This window comes from Streptomyces sp. NPDC020965 (assembly GCF_044333555.1).
Classification (GTDB): Bacteria; Actinomycetota; Actinomycetes; order Streptomycetales; family Streptomycetaceae; genus Streptomyces.
Window position 1 is genome coordinate 1,487,158 of the sequence record NZ_JBIRRE010000001.1, and the last position, 18,519, is coordinate 1,505,676.

Sequence of the window (18,519 nt, forward strand, 5' to 3'; positions counted from 1 at the left end):
ACCGAGCAGCCGCCCCAGCAGACTCTTCCGCAGCGGGACTTTCTCTTTTTGGCCTCGGTTCGCCTCCGGGCCGCTCTCAGCGTGCCCCGACGGTCGATCGTGCTCGGTCCCTCGTACCTCGGGACCTCCGCGCGTTCTCCCTTTCGACCCCCGCGCGGCCCTTCGGCTCACTCGGCTCACCGGGCCGGCCCCGTCGTACCGGACTTGCCCGTCGTATCGGTCTTGCGCGCCGGGTCGGCGAGTTTGTATCCGACGCCGAAGACGGTGAGCAGCCGTACGGGCCGTCGCGGGGCCGGTTCGATCTTCTTACGGAGGTTCATGATGTGGACGTCCACGGTCCGGTCGCCGATATAGCGGGCGAAGCCGTGCAGTTCCTCCAGGAGCCGCTGGCGGGTGAAGACCCGGCCCGGTTCGGCGGCCATCGCCACGAGGATGCGGAACTCACCGGGTGTGCAGTCGATCCGTACGCCGTCGACCGTGATCTCGTGCCGCGCCGGATCGATGACGAGAGTGCCCACGGCCAGCAGCGGTTCGGCGGGGGCCGGCGCGGCGGCCGGGGTGGTGGGGCCGGCGCGGCGCAGCAGGGTGCGGACCCGGGCCATCAGCTCGCGCGGGCTGTACGGCTTGGTCATGTAGTCGTCGGCGCCGAGGTCGAGTCCGAGCAGCAGATCGTCCTCGGTGGAGCGGGCCGTGAGCATCAGCACCGGGAGGCCGTACTCCTCGGCCCGCAGGATGCGCAGCACGTCGAGACCGTCGACCTTGGGCATCATCACATCGAGAAGCAGCAGGTCAGGCGCTCGGTGGCGGACCGATTCAACAGTCGCGCGGCCGTCCCGGACGAGCGTGACCGTGTGGCCCTCCCGTTCGAGATAGCGGCGGATCAGTTCGGCCTGCTTCTCGTCATCCTCGGCGATCATCACATGTGCGCACACGACCTGATCGTGGCAGGCGGCCCGCGCGGAGGGCCGGGCGGGGGCCCCGGTCCTCCCGCTCAGGTCCCTCCGGCCCCGGCAGCCGTACGACCGCCGTACGACTGCCGGGAGCGTCCCCGTGCGGCCGCCGGGGGTGTCCCCGTACGACTGCCGGGAGTGTCCTCGTACGGCTGCCGGGGACGGTCGTACGACCGCTGGAGACCGCGTGGTCAGAGGTTGCCGCGCTTCTCCTGCTCGCGCTCGATCGCCTGGAAGAGCGCCTTGAAGTTGCCCTTGCCGAAGCCCATCGAGCCGTGCCGTTCGATCATCTCGAAGAAGACCGTCGGCCGGTCCTGGACCGGCTTGGTGAAGATCTGGAGCAGATAGCCGTCCTCGTCGCGGTCGACCAGGATCTTCAGTTCGCGCAGGGTCTCGACCGGCACCCGGGTCTCACCGGCCCACTCGCCGAGGGTGTCGTAGTACGAGTCGGGGGTGTCCAGGAACTGCACGCCGGACGCCCGCATGGCCCGTACGGTCGCGACGATGTCATTGGTCGCGAGCGCGATGTGCTGGACCCCGGCGCCGCCGTAGAACTCCAGGTACTCGTCGATCTGCGACTTCTTCTTCGCGATGGCGGGTTCGTTGATCGGGAACTTCACCTTCAGCGTGCCGTCGGCGACGACCTTCGACATCAGGGCGGAGTACTCGGTGGCGATGTCGTCGCCGACGAACTCCTTCATATTGGTGAAGCCCATGACCTTGTTGTAGAAGGCCACCCACTCGTTCATCCGGCCGAGTTCGACATTGCCGACGCAGTGGTCGATGGCCTGGAAGGTCCGCTTCGCGGGCGGCTCCACGACGGGGGTGGCGGCGGCGAAGCCGGGCAGATAGGGGCCGTCGTAGCCGGAGCGGTCGACCAGGGTGTGCCGGGTCTTGCCGTACGTGGCGATGGCGGCCAGCACCACGGTGCCGTGCTCGTCCTTGACCTCGTACGGCTCGGTGATGCCCCGGGCGCCGTGCTCGGTGGCGTACGCGTAGGCGGCGCGTGCGTCCGGCACCTCGATGGCCAGGTCGATGACTCCGTCACCGTGCTCGGCGACATGGTCGGCGAGGAATCGGCCGGCGTCGGTGGACTGCTTGATGACGGAGGTGAAGACGAACCGCGCCGATCCGTTCTCCAGTACGTAACTCGCGGTCTCGCGGGTGCCGTTCTCCGGCCCCGCGTAGGCGACGAGCTTCATGCCGAACGCCGTGGAGTAGTAGTGCGCGGCCTGCTTGGCGTTGCCCACGGCGAAGACGACCGCGTCCATTCCCTTCACCGGGAAGGGGTCGGCCTCGCGCGCGGTGGTGGGGTGGTGATCAATGGTCTCAGTCATGTGGAAAGGCTCCACCCGTTCCACAAGGTGCGCAACACTTCGCGCTTCCACTGGGCAATATGTAGACCGCTGTCCGAGGATGGTGGGGCTATCTGTACATGATGACCATCACAGGAGCCCCTATGGCGATCGATCATCTGGACGGCCGGCTCATCGTGCTGCTGGCGCGTGAGCCCCGGATCGGCGTCCTGGAGGCGTCCCGCCGGCTGGGGGTGGCCCGGGGCACCGTCCAGGCGCGGCTGGACCGGCTTCAGTCCAATGGAGTCATCCGGGGCTTCGGGCCCGATGTGGACCCGGCCGCGCTCGGCTATCCCGTCACCGCGTTCGCCACGCTGGAGATCAAGCAGGGCCAAGGCGCCGATGTACGGGCTCATTTGGGCGGTGTGCCGGAAGTGCTGGAGCTGCACACCACCACCGGTCACGGTGACATGTTCTGCCGGCTGGTGGCCCGCTCCAACGCCGATCTTCAGCGGGTGATCGACCGGGTTGTCGGATTTGATGGCATCGTGCGGGCCTCCACAGCGATCGTCATGGAGAACCCCGTACCGCTGCGGATCATCCCGCTGGTGGAGCAGGCCGCGGCGGACGAACCGGACTGACCGGACCGACCGTGCTGAACCGGGCTGACCGCCGGGGGCGCAACGGCCCGGCTCCCGGCCGAGGAGAGTGGAGGGAGCGTCGGTGAGCTTCTGGGAGTACGTGGGCACCCGCCACCAGCAGTTGCTGACCGACGCTTATCAACACGCCAGCGTCGTCTTCCAGTGCATGGTGATCGCCACCCTGCTGGGCGTCCTGATCGGTCTGGTGAGCTACCGCAGCGCCTGGGGCGGAAGCCTCGCCATCACCTCCACGGCGGCGATCCTGACCGTGCCGTCCCTCGCCCTGATCGGTCTGCTGATCCCCCTGGTCGGACTGGGTGTGCCACCGACCGTGATCGCCCTGACGCTGTACGGGCTGCTGCCCATCGTCCGCAACTCCATCGTGGGGCTGCGCGGGGTCGATCCCGCGCTGGTCGACGCGGCGAAGGGCATCGGGATGTCCCGTACGGCCCGGCTGGCGCGGGTGGAACTGCCGCTCGCCTGGCCGCCGATCCTCATCGCGATCAGGGTCTCCACCCAGATGCTGATGGGGATCGCCGCCATCGCCGCGTACGCCTCAGGGCCCGGTCTCGGCAATGAGATCTTCCGGGGCATCGCCTCGCTCGGCAGCGCCAACGCGATCAACCAGGTGCTCGCCGGGACGATCGGCATCGTCATTCTCGCGCTGCTCTTCGACGCGGCGTACGTCCTGCTCGGCCGGCTGACCATCCCGAGGGGAATCCGTGACTGAGACGCCGGGACAGGACGGGAACGGGGCTTCGGGGGCCCCGGGGGCGGGCGGGTCCGGGGCCGCTGGGGCCTCGGTCTCAGGCGCCGGGACTTCAGGCACCGGGACTTCAAGGACTTCAGGCACCTCGGGCGCCTCAGGAACCACCCGCGGTTCGACCTCAGGTGCCGGGATCGAGCTGGAGAATCTCACCAAACGCTATCCGGGCACCTCCGGACCCGCCGTGGACAACGTCTCCCTGGAGATCAGGCCCGGCGAGACGGTGATCTTCGTCGGCCCCTCCGGCTGCGGGAAGTCCACCACCCTGAAGATGATCAACCGGCTGATCGAGCCGACGTCCGGGCGGATCAGGATCGGCGACGAGGACGTCACCGACATCGACCCGGTCCGGCTGCGCCGGAAGATCGGCTACGCGATCCAGTCCTCCGGCCTCTTCCCCCATATGACGGTCGCGGAGAACATCGCGCTGGTGCCGAAGATGATCGGCTGGTCGAAGACGCGGGTGAAGGACCGGGTCGAGGAAATGCTTGATCTGGTGGGACTCGACCCCCGGGAGTTCCACGACCGCTATCCGCGCCGCCTCTCCGGTGGCCAGCAACAGCGGGTGGGGGTGGCACGGGCGCTCGCCGCGGACCCTCCCGTACTCCTGATGGACGAGCCCTTCGGGGCGGTCGATCCGATCACTCGCGATCATCTTCAGGACGAATTGATCAGACTCCAGCACGAACTGCATAAGACGATCGTCTTCGTCACCCATGACTTCAATGAGGCGATCAAACTCGGCGACCGGATCGCGGTCCTGCGGGAGCGGTCGCACATCGCCCAGTTCGACACCCCGGAGGCCATCCTCACCAACCCGACGGACGACTTCGTCTCCGGCTTCGTCGGCGCGGGCGCGGCCCTGAAGCGGCTCAACCTCACCCGCGTACGGGATGTGCAGATGGCCGACTTCCCGACCGTCACGGTGGACGACCCGCTCCAATCGATCTTCAACAAGCTGCGCACCGAGTCCCAGAACGAACTGCTGATGCTGGACCGGCGCGGCCGTCCGTACAAATGGCTGCGGCGCGGCGATCTGATGCGCGCCAAGGGCTCGCTGGCCCGCGCCGGACAACTCGTGCACGACACGGTGACCCGGGACGCGACACTGCGGGACGCGCTGGAGGCGGTGCTCATCGACTCCGGCGGCAGGGTCGCGGTGACGGGGCGGCGGGGCGAGTTCATCGGCGTTGTCGACATGGAGACCCTGATGAACTCCGTACAGGAACTCCTGGAGGCCGACCGGCTGGCGGCGATCGAGCACCAGCACGACCTGGAGGAGCTGCGGACGCATCAGACCGAGGTGGAGCTGGAGGGCGGGGCGTGAGTACGGCCCCGGGGCGGTCGCCGGAGGAGCTCGGGCCCCTCGACGCCGACGAAGCCATGGCAGCGGGCCCGGATCCGGAGTCGAATTCGGCGTCGGATTCGCGGAACCGGCCGCCCGCCCGACGGATCACCTGGCAGAAGCTGGTGTTCCTGCCCTCGGCCATGGCCCTGGTGCTGCTGGCCACCTACCTCTGGATCACCAACATCCCGCTCGACACCATCGCCGAGAACTCCCTCACCGGGGGAAATGTCCGGCTGCGGCTCTGGCAGCATGTACAGCTCACCGCGATCTCCACCTTCTGGGTGCTGATCATCGCCATCCCGCTGGGCATCGCGCTCACCCGGCGCCGACTCAGCGGCGCGGCCCCGCTGGTCACCACGGTCGCCAACATCGGTCAGGCGACTCCGGCGATCGGTCTGCTGGCGCTGCTGGTGATCTGGCTGGGGATCGGCCCGTCGACCGCGATCACCGGCATGGTGATCTACGCGGTGCTGCCGGTGCTCTCCAACACCGTGGCCGGTCTGAAGGCGATCGATCCCCAACTGGTGGAGGCGTCACGCGGGATCGGGATGTCGGCGGCCGGGACGCTGCGCAAAGTGGAACTGCCACTGGCGGTGCCGCTGATCCTGGCGGGGGTGCGGACCGCCCTCGTGCTGAACGTGGGCACGGCGACGCTGGCGACCTTCGGCGGCGGCGGTGGTCTCGGCGACCTGATCACCTCGGGCATCCAGACCCAGCGGATGCCGGTCCTGATCATCGGCTCGGTGCTCACGGTGGTCCTGGCGCTGCTGGTGGACTGGCTCGCCTCGCTGGCGGAACTCGTGCTGACACCGCGCGGACTGGAGACGGACTGATGGGTGGTGGGGTGGCTAATCATGGACGGGCGCGGGGTGCGCGGGTGGGAGGCGTACGGGTACGGGTACGGGGTGCGCGGGCGGTGGTGGTGTCGCTCGTCGCCGTATCGGCCTTGGTGTCCGGCTGCGGGCTCAAGAGCGGTTCGCCGCTGGTGGACGACGTCAAGCCGGGGTCGGTCGGCGCGGGCGAGCCCCTCAAGGGCGCCTCCCTCACCGTCACGTCCAAGAACTTCAGCGAGAACATCATCCTGGGCCAGATGATCGGCCTGATCTTCAAGGCGGCGGGCGCGGAGGTGCTGGACCGGACGAACCTGCCCGGGTCGATCAGCGCCCGCGAGGCGATCATCAACGGGGACGCGGACGCGATGTACGAGTACACCGGCACCGCCTGGATCACCTACCTGGGTCACCAGAAGCCGATCGTGGACCCGGAGGAGCAGTGGCGGGCGGTGCACGACGAGGATCTGCGGCACGGGGTCACCTGGCTGCCGCAGTCGTCGCTCAACAACACCTACACGCTGGCGATCAGCAAGAAGAACAACGCGAAGTACCGGCTCCGGACCCTGTCCGATGTGGCGGCGCTGGCGAAGAAGGACCCCTCGGCGGTGACGATCTGCGTGGAGAACGAGTTCGCGTCCCGCGAGGACGGGCTGCCGGGCATGGAGCGGGCGTACGGGATGAGCATCCCTCCGGGGAACATCAAGAAGATGGACGCCGGGATCATCTACACGCAGGTGTCGAAGTCCAACTCGTGCCTGCTGGGCGAGGCGTTCACCACGGACGGCCGGATCGCGTCGCTCGATCTCGACACCCTCGCCGATGACCGGCACTTCTTCCCCAACTACAACGCGGCGCCCGCGATCCACAGCGCGACGATCGAGAAGTGGCCGGCCATCGCGGGGCTGCTGAACCCGCTGAGCGCGCGGCTCACGACGGCGGTGGCGCAGGAGCTGAACGCGAAGGTGGATGTGGGGGGCGAGGATCCGCACGAGGTGGCGAAGGACTGGCTGATCGGGGCGGGGTTCATCCGGGAGGGGTGAGCGGGAGCTACCAGGGGCGAAGGCCGTAACTTGCAAAGAAACCGTTGCAACACTTTCTTTGCAAAGCTACCTTTGGAGTATGCGCCCGAAGAACCCCCCAGAAGAAGCACCTGAAGCACCTGGAACACCTGAAGCGGCGGGAGCAGCAGGGGCAGCGGAAGAGGGGCGGCGAGAGGTCCGGCACGACGCCCCGGACGAGCCCCGCTATCGGCCGCTCGACCCGCGGTCCCTGCGCGGTCTGGCGCACCCCCTGCGGATGCGGCTGCTGTCGATCCTGCGGCACGACGGGCCCGCGACCGCGTCCCGGCTCGCCGAGCGGCTGGGCGAGTCCAGCGGCTCCACCAGCTACCACCTGCGCCAGCTCGCCGCGTACGGATTCGTCACGGACGACCCCGGGCGCGGCAAGGGGCGCGAGCGCTGGTGGCAGGCCACCGCCGATGGGTCGAGCATCGACCACACGCTGTTCGACGATCCCGATCCGGCGGTGCGCGGTGCCGCGAACCTCTTCCTGCACGAGGTCGCGAACCAGCACACCGAGGAGGTCGGCACCTGGCTCGGCACCTCGCGCGAATGGCCCGAGAGCTGGCGGCGCAGCTCGGACCTCAGCGACTTCACGCTCCGGCTCACCCCGGCCCAGGCGAATGAGCTGAACAAGAAGGTCCACGCGGTCATCGAGAGCTACCGGGAGCTGGAGCCGGCGCCGGGGACACCGGAGGCGGCCCAGGTCCGGATGCATCTGCACGCCTTCCCCCGCTCGGCCGACTGAGGAGGTCCCCCGGCCATGGCTGCCACCGGCATACCCGGGCCCGAGCCAATACCCGGACCACCCGAGCCAATGCCCGGGCCACCCGAACCGTTGCCCGTACCCCACGGATCGGAGCCCTTACCGCAAGGATCGGCGCCCGCACCGCAACGGCAACCGCAAGGATCGGCGCCCGCACCGGACGGATCGTTGCCCGTACCCCGTGCGGTGGCGGCTGGGCCGGGACCGGAGGAGGGGGCGGGCTCCGGGGACCGCTCGGGGGCGGAACCGGGGCAGAGGCGGGGGCCGCTCATCCATGCGCTGGCCGCCAACGCCGTCTCCATCACGGGTAATTCACTGACCCTCGTCGGAGTCCCCTGGTTCGCCCTGGAGACCACCGGCAGCCCCGCCAAGGCCGGTCTGGTCGCCTTCTGCGCCACCCTCCCCGTGGTGGTCTCGGCCATCGCGGGCGGCCCGGTCATCGACCGCGTCGGCCGGCGCCGGGTCAGCATCGCGTCCGACCTCATCTGTGCCCTCGCCGTCCTCGCCATCCCGCTGCTGCATTTCGCGGGCGCGCTGCCCTTCTGGGCGCTGTGCGCGCTGATGGGCGTCACCGGACTGTTCCACGCCCCCGGCGAGACCGCGCGCCATGTCATGCTGCCGGACCTCGCGGTGGCGGCGGGTACCCCGCTCCCCCGGGCGGCCAGCGCCTTCGACGCGGTCTCGCGCGCCGCCCGGATGGCCGGGGCCGCACTCGCCGGCGTCCTGATCGCGCTGACCGGCGCCGAGGTGGTCCTGCTGCTGGACGCGGCGACCTTCGCCATCTCGGCGCTGCTGGTCTTCCTCGGCGTACGGAGAGTGCGCGCGACCGAACCACGCAGGTCCGCCGCGCCCGTCTCGTTCGCCGGGTACCGGGCCGAACTGCGCGAGGGGTACGCCTTCCTCCTGCGTCAGCGGATGCTGCTGGCCGTGCTGCTGACGGTGATGTTCACCAACGGCCTGGACCAGGGCTGGAGCGCGGTCCTGCTGCCGGTGCACGCCAAGGACAACCTCGGCGGCGCGGGCGAACTGGGCCTGCTGGTCGCCCTGTTCGCCGGGTTCGCGCTGCTGGGGGCGGTGTTGTACGGGGCGGTCGGGCACCGGTTCCCGCGCCGGGTGGTGTTCACGGTGGCGTTCCTGCTCTGCGGGGCGCCCCGGTTCGTGGTGGCGGCCCTGACGGACGGCACGGCGCCGCTGGCGGTGACCTTGGCGGCGGGCGGACTCGCGGCGGGGATGCTGAACCCGATCCTGACGACGGTGATGTTCGAACGCGTCCCGGACGAGCTGCGCAGCCGGGTCGCGGGTGTGGGGACGGCGGGCGCCCTGATGACGACGCCTCTGGGCGGTCTGGCGGCGGGGCTGCTGATCGAAGGGGTGGGGCTGGGGACGGCGCTGCTGGTCGTGGGCGGGCTCTACGCCGCGGCGCTGGTGCCGGCCATGGTGTTCCCCTGCTGGCGGGAGCTGAATGTGACGCCGGGTGGCGTGGCGGGCGCGGCCCGTGCGGACCGTGCGGAGCAGCCGGCGCCGGGCTGAGCGGCCGGGCTCCAGTTGCGGCGGCCGGGCTCCGGGCTGAGCGGCCGGGCTCCAGTTGCGGCGGCCGGGCTCCGGGCTGAGCGGTCGGGCTCCGGAACTGAGCGGCCGGGCTCCAGTTGCGGCGGCCGGGCTCCGGGCTGAGCGGTCGGGCTCCGGAACTGAGCGATCGGGCTCCAGTTGCGGCGGCCGGGCGAGTGGCCGTCCCGGCCGGCCGGGAGGCTCCCGTACACCTGCCCGTACATCTGTCCGTACACCTGCGCGATCAGCAGGACGGTACGTCGCCGCCCTTCTCCAGCGCCCGGAGCGATTCCACCGTGCCCTTCAGTGTCGTGACGGGGATCAGCCGGAGCCCGTCGGACACTCCGGCGCGGGCGTCCGAGCACTCCGCCTTCGGCACGAGGAACACGGTCGCCCCGTCCCGCTTGGCCGCCTGCGTCTTGAGCGCGACCCCGCCGACCGAGCCGACCTTGCCGGCCGCGTCGATCGTCCCCGTACCCGCGATGCTGCGGCCACCGGTCAGATCGCCGCCGGAGCCGTTCCCTTCGAGCTTGTCGACGATGCCGAGGGAGAGCAGCAGTCCGGCGCTGGGGCCGCCGATGGTGCCCAGCCGCAGGGTGACCTTCACCTTCGCCGGGTCCTCGCCGAGATAGCCGAGGGCGGCCCGGGTCGCCTCGTGCTGGGAGTCGGCCATGTCCTTGAGGTTGTGCTCGCTGACCTCGTCGTCCGATTTGCCGGCCGGGTAAACGGAGTCGCGCGGCAGCACCGCCCGGTCGTCCCGGAACCAGCTATCCGAGACATCCGACAGGTCCACGTCGGCGGAGGGCCCGGTCGCGACGATGGTGGTCATCCGCAGCGCCCCGGTCGACGGGCGGACGGGCGCTCCGGTGATGGAGATGACCGGGCTGCCCTGGTACTCCCCCAGCACGTCAGCGGTCTCGCCGGGCCTCGCGATGACATACGGCAGCGGCGCGAACGCGGCCACGGCGAGGAGCGCGGCGACGGGGACGGCACTGAGGAGCAGGGCACGGGTACGCGAGAGACTGGAAAGCACGGTGCCAATCTAGCGGGGCGGACGCCCCCGGATCGCCCGGCCCACCCCCGGCCACCCTGTTCGGGGGCCGGGGCGCGCGGACGTCAGCGGAGCGCGTCCGCGACCTCCCGGGCGGCGTCCACCACTCGGGGGCCGACCCGCTCCGGAACGGAGTCCGCGAGCATCACCACACCCACGCTGCCCTCTATCCCGGTCACCCCCACCAGGGGTGCGGCGGCCCCGCAGGCGCCCGCCTCCAGCTCGCCGTGGGTCAGGGTGTAGCCGGGGTCGTCGGCGTTGCCCTGGCGGGCGGCGAGTATCGCCCGGCCCGCCGCGCCACGGTCCAGCGGATGCCGGAACCCCGCCCGGTAGGCCACGTGATAGTCCGTCCAGGTCGGCTCGACCACGGCGACGGCGAGCGCCTCGGCCCCGTCGACCAGGGTGAGGTGGGCCGTGGCGCCTATGTCCTCGGCGAGGGCGCGCAGCGCGGGCATCGCGGCCTCCCGTACGAGTGGGTGCACCTGGCGGCCGAGCCGCAGCACACCGAGTCCCACTCGGGCCCGGCCGCCGAGATCACGGCGGACGAGGGCATGCTGCTCCAGGGTGGCGAGCAGGCGGTAGACAACGGTTCGGTTGACGCCGAGTCTGTTGGACAGCTCGGTGACGGTCAGCCCGTGGTCGGTGTCGGCGAGCAGCTTGAGGACACGTAGTCCCCGGTCGAGCGTCTGGGAGGTCTCCGCGGTCACGACGCCCTCTCCTTCGGAGTTCGGAGTGAGTGACGGCGGACCCATGGCCGGCAGCGTGGCCCCGGTCCCATCGGTGCCACGCCCAGAAGCCCCCCGTCGGCAGGCCATGGCACACCGGCTTGGCTCCGCGGCCGCACTGCCACGGGGCGTTTGCATTGTCGGGGACAGTAGCGAGCCGGTCCGCTCAGCGGAAGACCTCGTCCAGAATCCGGGCGGGCGGGCGTGATATCGGCCGGGATCATGGGAGTTCAGGCCATCGATCACGGAATTCGGGCGGGCGTGATGGCGTGAACCGGGCGTCGTGCCTGAACGGCGCGCGTGGGGGAGGTGGGGTGGGGCCGGGCGGGCCCGGAGGCGGTCCCGGGGCGGAACCGGTCCGAGCGGCGGTCCCAGGCCCCGGGGCGGAACCGGGCCCCGGGGGCGGGCGGGGCGCTCCGTACGGGCCGCGCGCCGGTGCCCCGCCGCCGCACCGGGGCACACGCCGGGTCACCCACCGGGGCACACGGGTGTCTCGCCACCCGTACCGCTCACACCACTCCCGCCACTCACACCACTCCCACCGCGGTACGGGGCCTCAGCGCATCCGAGTGGCCCACTCCTGCACCTTCTTGATCCGCTCCCGGAGCTGTCCGGCCGTGGCCTCCGCGCTCGGCGGGCCGCCGCAGACGCGCCGCAGCTCCGTGTGGATCACTCCATGCGGCTTACCGCTCTGATGGACGTACGCGCCGACCATGGTGTTCAACTGCTTCCGCAGTTCCAGGAGTTCCTTGTGGGAGACGACGGGCCGGCGCTCGGCGGGCAGCTCCAGCAGATCGGCCTCGGTGTCCGGCTTCTTCCGGCTGTGGGCGATCTGCCGGGCCTGCCGCTTCTGCAGCAGCATCTGCACCTGATCGGGTTCGAGCAGCCCGGGGATGCCGAGGTAGTCCTGCTCCTCCTCACTCCCCGGGTGGGCCTGCATCCCGAACTCGGCGCCGTTGTACATGACCCGGTCGAAGACGGCGTCCGACTCCAGCGCCTCGAACGGCAGACTGTCCTGTTCGCCGGTGTCCTCGTCCTGCTCCTTGTTGGCCTCGTCCATCTCCTGCTCGGACTCGGCGTACGGGTCGTCCTCGTTCTCCTTCTTCGGCCGGTCGAGCACATGATCGCGCTCGACCTCCATCTCATTGGCGAAGGAGAGCAGCATGGGGATGGTGGGCAGGAAGACCGACGCGGTCTCGCCGCGCCGCCGCGACCGCACGAAACGGCCCACGGCCTGCGCGAAGAACAGCGGTGTGGAGATCGTCGTGGCGTAGACGCCGACGGCGAGACGCGGCACATCGACACCTTCGGACACCATCCGGACGGCGACCATCCAGCGGTCTTCGCTCTCGCTGAACTCGTCGATGCGCTTGGACGCACCAGTGTCGTCGGAGAGGACGACGGTCGCCTTCGTGCCGGTGATCTCACGGATGAGCTTGGCGTACGCGCGGGCCGAGTCCTGGTCCGACGCGATGACCAGTCCGCCCGCGTCCGGAATCGACTTACGGACCTCACCGAGTCGCTGATCGGCGGCGCGCAGTACGTTCGGCATCCACTCGCCGCGGGCGTCGAGCGCGGTGCGCCACGCCTGCGAGATGGCGTCCTTGGTCATCGGCTCGCCGAGCCGGGCGGCGATCTCGTCACCGGCCTTGGTGCGCCAGCGCATGTTGCCGCTGTAGCTGAGGAATATGACCGGCCGGACGACGCCGTCGGCGAGGGCGTTCCCGTAGCCGTAGGTGTAGTCGGCGGACGAACGCCGGATGCCGTCGTTGCCCTCCTCGTACGCCACGAAGGGGATGGGGTTGGTGTCCGACCGGAAGGGCGTCCCGGTCAGCGTCAGCCGACGGGTCGCCGGGTCGAACGCCTCCTGACATGCCTCACCCCACGACTTGGAGTCACCGGCGTGGTGGATCTCGTCGAGGATGACCAGCGTCTTGCGCTGCTCACAGCGGTTGCGGTGCAGCATGGGCCGGACCCCGACGCCCGCGTAGGTCACCGCGACGCCGTGGTACTCCTTGCTGAGCGGCCCGGCGCTGTAGTCGGGATCGAGCTTGATCCCCACGCGCGCGGCGGCGGCGGCCCACTGCTTCTTCAGATGCTCGGTGGGCGCGACGACGGTCACCTGCTGGACCACGTGGTGGTGCAGCAGCCAGGAGGCGAGGGTGAGCGCGAAGGTCGTCTTGCCGGCGCCGGGGGTGGCGACCGCGAGGAAGTCGCGCGGCTGCTCCTGGAGGTATCTCTCCATGGCCGCCTGCTGCCAGGCGCGCAGCTTGTTGGCGGTGCCCCAGGGGGCGCGGCCGGGGAAGGCGGGGGAAAGGTGGTGGGAGGGGGAGGCTGTAGTAGTCACGGTCTCCGGGTTCGACGCTCGTCCAGGGGCACGGGTAGGGCACTCACGGGTATGACAACCGGGCCACCCTACCGGTGCGCCGACGCCGCCCCGAGCCGGGCGGGCCCGGTGGGGCGGCGGTTGAGATGTGCCTCACAGACGGGCGAACTCGGGCAACCTCGCGGCGATCTTGGGCACGTCGAGAGCCCCCTGGCAGACGTCGAACACAAAGCGTTCCGTACCAGTCGGGGTCAGGTTGCTTCGGGAACCCGCAGCCTCGTCGCCACCCACGCCCCCGCCAGCGCAACCAGCGCCATCGGCAGGAAGACCGCCGCGAAGGCCGCCGGATGCGACTCGCCCGCCGCCGTGGCCGTGTGGCCCGCGATCGAGCCGCCGCCCAGCGCGGCGAAGGCGGCGCCGCCCGTCGCGAGCAGCACGACGTTCGAGAGCCCGTCCGAGATCTGGAGCGAGGCCGAGTTCGCGCCCGCCTCCTCCGGAGCGGAGAGCTTCAGCAGCAGCACGCTCGACGGGGAGATCACCATGCCCATGCCCAGGCAGCCGAAGCCCCAGGCCACAGCCACGACCCAGACCGGCACCGAGTCGATCAGCACACTCGGTGCCGCCGCTATCGCCGCCGCCGCGAGGACCATGCCGAGCACCATCAGCCGCTCGCGGTAGGGCTCCAGCCGCGGGCGGGACTGGATGAAGGAACCCGTCGCCCAGGTCAGGCCCCCGACCGCCAGGGAGAGCCCGGCCATGGTGGGGGAGAGACCGCGCTGGGTGACCAGCATCAGCGGGATGAAGGACTCGGCGGCGATGAAGGAACCGGCGGCCAGACCCCGGAGCAGGATCACGGAGGGCAGCCCGCGCGCCGCCCGGTAGGTCCCCTTCGGCAGCAGCCCCAGCACCGCGGGCACCACCAGCGCGGCGCCCAGCGCGCCGGGCAGCAGCGAGAGCCAGCTCAGGTCCTGGGCCGCGAACTGGACCAGACCGGCACCGATCGAGATGCCCAGCGCCAGCCGGATCCGCCGGGCGTCGAACGTCGGCCGGGTGGCGGACGGATCGGCCGGTCCCGACGCCATGCGCCGGATCGCGGGCAGGGCGAGGGCCAGCGGGAAGACGACGAGGGCGGGGATGCCGACGAACACCCAGCGCCAGCCGAGCTGCTCGGTGACCGTGCCGGAGGCGAGCGGTCCGACGACGGACGGGATCACCCAGCTCGCGGCGAAGGCGGCCAGGATGGCGGGCCGCAGCCGCTCCGGGTAGGCGCGCCCGATGACCACGTACAGCGCGACGATGACCAGCCCGCCGCCGAACCCCTGGACGGCCCGGCCCGCGATGAACAGCCACATGGTGCTGGCGGTGCCGGAGAGCATCAGTCCGACCGCGAAGGCGAAGATGCCGGTGGCGAGGGGGCGCAGCGGCCCGTCCCGGTCGGCCCACTGGCCGGAGAGCACCATGGCGAAGAGGCTGGTGGTGAAGTACGAGGAGAAGGCGAAGGCGTACAGGCCGACACCGTCCAGCTCCCGGGCGGCGACCGGCATCGCGGTACCGACGGCGGTCGCCTCGAAGGCGATGAGCAGGACGACCGCGATGATGCCGATACTCAGCGCCCGATATGTCCGATCAAGAACCCCGCCCAGAGGCTCCAGCTCGGGGAGCTCGACTCCGAGGTGGGGGCCGGGGACAGGGGGCGGCGGCGTGACATCGGTGTCACGCGAATCAGGGGCGGTCATGGGCCAAGGGTAAGGGGCATAGACCCGCTTGAACCCTGTCGATGGGCGGGACCTGGTGTGGTCCCTTGGTCGTACGTCTGTGAACGGGGTGTGGCAGTCGTATTGCGGGGTGCCCGATTCCCTTGGTGGTGGGGGGTGAGGCGGCCTACGGTTTCCTCAGTAGCAAGCACACGGCCGTGTGCCCGAGTGGTTGAGGGACTCGCCTGCAAAGCGAGTTACGCCGGTTCGATTCCGGTCACGGCCTCTTTGATCGCGTGAGCCCCGCTTTTGCTTCTCGGCGTGTGGATGACCCGCCCCGTTCGGGAGCCGGGCTTCCTGTGGTCAGATGACCACGGTTCGCACACCCGGGATGTCGAGGGCGGTGATGCTCGTACCGTCTGGGGTACGACACTCGGCAAGCCTCACCAGTGCAAGGTTGTCGAACTCGGCGAAGGCGCGATGATCGAGCGGCACGACACATTCATACAGATGCAGCCCTATCAACGAGGGTGGGGCGCTTTTGAGTGCCGCGAGCCAGGCGTTCGCGTCGTAGCCGTAGAGATGCAGGGCGGAGAGGCGGGTCATTCCCGCGAGCTCATCGAAGCCCAGGGCCGCAGAACTTCCTGTCCCCTCCAGGTGCAAAATCCGCAGGCCGGGGAGGGAGGTCAGTGGGCTCAGATCAGTCTCCGCCCGGACGCAATCCAGGATGAAGTATTCCAACTGGGGAAGAAGATGCAAGGCGTCCAGGTCAAGGTCTTCAGAGCAAGGAATTTCCAGAAAGCGCAGTTCTGTGAGGTCACCGAGAATTGAGGCGCCTCTCACGGGCACGCCGCCGAAGAGGACGAGGTGTTCCAGACCGAGATGCCCCCGAAGGACGGACAGGTCGACGCCTTCGCGCAGCGTGGTCACCCACAGAATTCGCAGGGGCGGCAGCTCGGCGAGAAAACCGAGTTCCCTTACGGGGTGTTCCACTCGGACATTCGTCAGTGAACGTAAACGGTGTGCCACATGCAGTTGGCCGGAGTGCGTGAGCACCACCTCGCGTCCCGCCAGCGGCAGCCGGGACAGAATCTTGTCGGCGTAGGCATCTGCGTCGAAGTACCGCCACGCGCGAATGAGTTCCTGAATGACGCTGTCACGCTCATCCGTCACATACCCCGCCAGCAGCTCCAGAGACTCCTCGCCCCCGATCAGCGCCACCGTCCGCACCGTCTGCTGCGCCGCCTTCTCCGTCAACTGCCCCAACGAACGCGGCATCCAGCGCAGCAAGCCGGGCCCCACCGCCGCCAGTGCGGGTGGATCGGTCTTCCGCCTCGCCGGCAGCAGCCTGGTCACGGCCTTGTCCAGGCGCTCCGCGAGCTCTTCCGACATGGAAGGCAGGGTCTCCTGGCAGGCCGCCGCCAGCAGCCGGAGCGTGCGCGCGTGCTGGGGTTCCCGCTCGGCGCGGTCGAGGATGCCACCGAGCAGCTCATCCCGCTGCCGGGTGTTGGCATGGCCCGCCGCCATGACGATCGTCTCCCGCCACTGATCCAGATGCGCCCGGCCGATCAGATTGCCGATGCGGTCCTCCTCCGTGGCCTCCTCGGCGGCGAGGTACTCCTGGAAGGTGCGGTGCACGAAATCCATGCGCCTCTCGGCGGGAGACCGCAGGATTCCGGAGCGGTGCCGTAGCTGCTCCAGGACCTGGCCGCCGTCCATGACGTCGAGGTGACGCATCGCCCGCAGCTTCGCGGCGACGTACCCGGCCGCCTTCTCCAGGTCGATCTCGCTGCGGTTGTTGTCCGAGAACCGCCATGCGAGATCCCGCAGTATGACCAGTTTGTCGCCGAGGCTGAGTTTGCTGTCCGCCGCGCTCGGCACATTCCGGTCCGCGTCCCGGTCGTGGACCAGGGTGTGCAGGGCGTTGCGATACAGCTCCATCCGATCACGCGGAAGCTGCCTGCCCCGGTTCAGATGCATCGCGCAGAGCATGGCCGCCAACAAGGGCGTGCCCGCCAGCGATTGGAGGTGGGCGCGGTCCTTGAGGCTGTTGAGCAGCGACTGCTCGTACTGCGGAAGATCCTCCACCGCGCAGGGCAGCTCGTCCCCCAGCTCCCGCACGGCCTGGTGCCACTGTCGTACGAACGCCGCCAGGTCCGGTGGCGTCATCCGGTCCAGGTGGAAGGCGGTGAATTCCTCACGGCGCAGCCAGTCCACCCCGGCCGCAGCAGGGCGCGAGGTGACGACCACCTGGACACCGTCGTACTGCGCCAGCAGCTTGCGCAGCCACTCCCGCACCGCCCGGCGTTCCCGGTCGAGCAGTTCATCCACGCCGTCGATGAGGAGGAGGACCCTGCCGCCGTCGAGCTGGCGCTCCACCCACCCCCTGGGCATGACCCCGGTAATGGGTCCGGCGACTCCGTCGAGCATCGCCTCCGGACCGGGCGGTGTGCGTCCGCTGTACTCGCGCAGCTTGATGAGCACGGGGGTGAGCCCGTTCCAGTCGGCCAGTTCACCCGTGAAGGCCCCGCGCGCCGCCATGATGGCCAGCCAGCGCAGCAGAGTCGTCTTGCCCGAGCCGGCCTCACCCCGCAGCAGCACCCGGGACGCACCGCTCAGCGCGGCCTCGACCCCCATGCCGGAGCTGTCGTCACCGGCCTCCTCCCACAAGCTCATATCGGGCCGGAGCAGGGGCAGGGCGCGGGCGGCGCGTCGGCGCTTCCCGTCGTCGCCCGTGGCCCGCAGGCTGACGTACGCGACCGACAGCCGTACGCGCGGCGCGGTCGCCTGGTCGGACGTACGGCGGAACAGCTCGACCTCGTCGAGGTCCCTGCTGACCAGCTCCAGGTACTTGCGGCGGAAGGCCGTGTCCAGGTCCGTACCCTCCGGCGCGAACAGCGAGCGGTCCGGCAGGCGCTCCAGGATGCGCGCGACCTCGGAGCCCAGCGTGGCGGTCCGCGAGAGCAGTTCCCCCGCCGCGCGCTCCTCGAAGACCGGCAGGCTGCGCACGATGCGGACGTAGTACTCGACGCATTCGGCGAAGAGCATCTCGTACAGGCGGGTCTCCGCTTCGTTCAGACCGATCGGCGCGCTGACGGAACCGCTGATGCGACGGATGAGTTCCGCCGGTTTGGCGTTCGCGTCGAAGAGGGCCTCGTCCGAGAGGTCCGCCTGGACGAAGGTGTCCGAGACGGCGTCGATCACGGCCTGCCGGCCGCCTTCCTCCAACCGCTGGAACGCGTGCTTCAAGTACGGTTCCAGCCGGTCGAACACGGCGTTGGTGATCTGCTCGAACTGCTGCCTCACCTCGCGCTGAAGCCGCACACCGGGCACCCTCACCCGGACCAGGTCCGCCATGGACAGCAGCCGCTCCTGCTCCCGCTGTCTGCCGCCCAGCCACCACTGCCCCGCCGCCGTGGCCACGGTCGTCCCCAGCCGCAGCGCGGCCACCTCGGCGCTCATTCGCCCCTCCTTCGCCGGAACCCCGGCATTGTGGCAGCGTCACCGCCGTACGCCTA

General features: G+C 70.0%; 14 protein-coding genes and 1 tRNA gene. 8 read left to right on the forward strand and 7 right to left on the reverse strand.

Annotated elements, in window-relative coordinates; all coding sequences use genetic code 11:
• Positions 1-176 precede the first annotated feature (176 nt).
• The gene (locus ACH4S7_RS06465; RefSeq protein WP_398520054.1) at positions 177-917 is read right to left on the reverse strand and encodes a response regulator transcription factor; all 741 of its coding nucleotides are present in this window, start codon (positions 915-917) and stop codon (positions 177-179) included.
• Between the two features lie 224 nt (positions 918-1,141).
• Positions 1,142-2,287 carry a 4-hydroxyphenylpyruvate dioxygenase gene (gene hppD, locus ACH4S7_RS06470; protein ID WP_398519905.1) on the reverse strand — a complete coding sequence of 382 codons (1,146 nt, stop codon included), beginning with the start codon at positions 2,285-2,287 and terminating at the stop codon, positions 1,142-1,144.
• Between the two features lie 122 nt (positions 2,288-2,409).
• Here hppD and ACH4S7_RS06475 point away from each other — a divergent pair, with 122 nt between their 5' ends.
• From ACH4S7_RS06475 to ACH4S7_RS06505, 7 genes are all read left to right on the forward strand, one after another.
• Positions 2,410-2,886: an Lrp/AsnC family transcriptional regulator gene (locus ACH4S7_RS06475; protein ID WP_398519906.1), complete on the forward strand. Its 477-nt coding sequence runs from the start codon at positions 2,410-2,412 to the stop codon at positions 2,884-2,886.
• Between the two features lie 82 nt (positions 2,887-2,968).
• Positions 2,969-3,616, forward strand: a complete 648-nt coding sequence (locus tag ACH4S7_RS06480; RefSeq protein WP_398519907.1) for an ABC transporter permease — start codon at positions 2,969-2,971, stop codon at positions 3,614-3,616.
• 169 nt (positions 3,617-3,785) lie between these two features.
• Positions 3,786-4,979 (forward strand): betaine/proline/choline family ABC transporter ATP-binding protein, encoded by a 1,194-nt coding sequence (locus ACH4S7_RS06485; RefSeq protein WP_398520055.1) that lies wholly within the window; start codon positions 3,786-3,788, stop codon positions 4,977-4,979.
• A 56-nt stretch (positions 4,980-5,035) separates the two neighbouring features.
• Positions 5,036-5,833, forward strand: coding sequence for an ABC transporter permease (locus ACH4S7_RS06490; RefSeq protein ID WP_398520056.1), 798 nt, complete (start codon positions 5,036-5,038; stop codon positions 5,831-5,833).
• 11 nt (positions 5,834-5,844) lie between these two features.
• Entirely contained in the window at positions 5,845-6,873 is a 1,029-nt protein-coding gene (locus tag ACH4S7_RS06495) for a glycine betaine ABC transporter substrate-binding protein (RefSeq protein WP_398519908.1), read from the forward strand.
• A 79-nt stretch (positions 6,874-6,952) separates the two neighbouring features.
• Positions 6,953-7,639, forward strand: a complete 687-nt coding sequence (locus ACH4S7_RS06500) for an ArsR/SmtB family transcription factor (RefSeq protein ID WP_398519909.1) — start codon at positions 6,953-6,955, stop codon at positions 7,637-7,639.
• 288 nt (positions 7,640-7,927) lie between these two features.
• Entirely contained in the window at positions 7,928-9,187 is a 1,260-nt protein-coding gene (locus tag ACH4S7_RS06505) for an MFS transporter (RefSeq protein ID WP_398520057.1), read from the forward strand.
• Between the two features lie 262 nt (positions 9,188-9,449).
• Here ACH4S7_RS06505 and ACH4S7_RS06510 read toward each other — a convergent pair whose 3' ends face one another.
• The 4 genes from ACH4S7_RS06510 to ACH4S7_RS06525 all read right to left on the reverse strand — a co-directional run bounded on the left by ACH4S7_RS06510 (position 9,450) and on the right by ACH4S7_RS06525 (position 15,043).
• Positions 9,450-10,238, reverse strand: coding sequence for a S16 family serine protease (locus ACH4S7_RS06510; protein ID WP_398519910.1), 789 nt, complete (start codon positions 10,236-10,238; stop codon positions 9,450-9,452).
• 83 nt (positions 10,239-10,321) lie between these two features.
• The gene (locus ACH4S7_RS06515) at positions 10,322-10,963 is read right to left on the reverse strand and encodes an IclR family transcriptional regulator (RefSeq protein WP_398519911.1); all 642 of its coding nucleotides are present in this window, start codon (positions 10,961-10,963) and stop codon (positions 10,322-10,324) included.
• Positions 10,964-11,537: 574 nt separating this feature from the next.
• Positions 11,538-13,328, reverse strand: a complete 1,791-nt coding sequence (locus ACH4S7_RS06520; RefSeq protein WP_398519912.1) for a DEAD/DEAH box helicase — start codon at positions 13,326-13,328, stop codon at positions 11,538-11,540.
• Positions 13,329-13,558: 230 nt separating this feature from the next.
• Positions 13,559-15,043 (reverse strand): MFS transporter, encoded by a 1,485-nt coding sequence (locus ACH4S7_RS06525; protein WP_398519913.1) that lies wholly within the window; start codon positions 15,041-15,043, stop codon positions 13,559-13,561.
• A gap of 172 nt (positions 15,044-15,215) precedes the next feature.
• Here ACH4S7_RS06525 and ACH4S7_RS06530 point away from each other — a divergent pair.
• Positions 15,216-15,287, forward strand: a tRNA-Cys gene (locus tag ACH4S7_RS06530).
• A 77-nt stretch (positions 15,288-15,364) separates the two neighbouring features.
• Here the strand turns inward: ACH4S7_RS06530 and ACH4S7_RS06535 are convergent.
• Complete coding sequence (locus tag ACH4S7_RS06535; RefSeq protein ID WP_398519914.1) at positions 15,365-18,463, reverse strand: NACHT domain-containing protein; 3,099 nt, start codon at positions 18,461-18,463, stop codon at positions 15,365-15,367.
• Positions 18,464-18,519 lie beyond the last annotated feature (56 nt).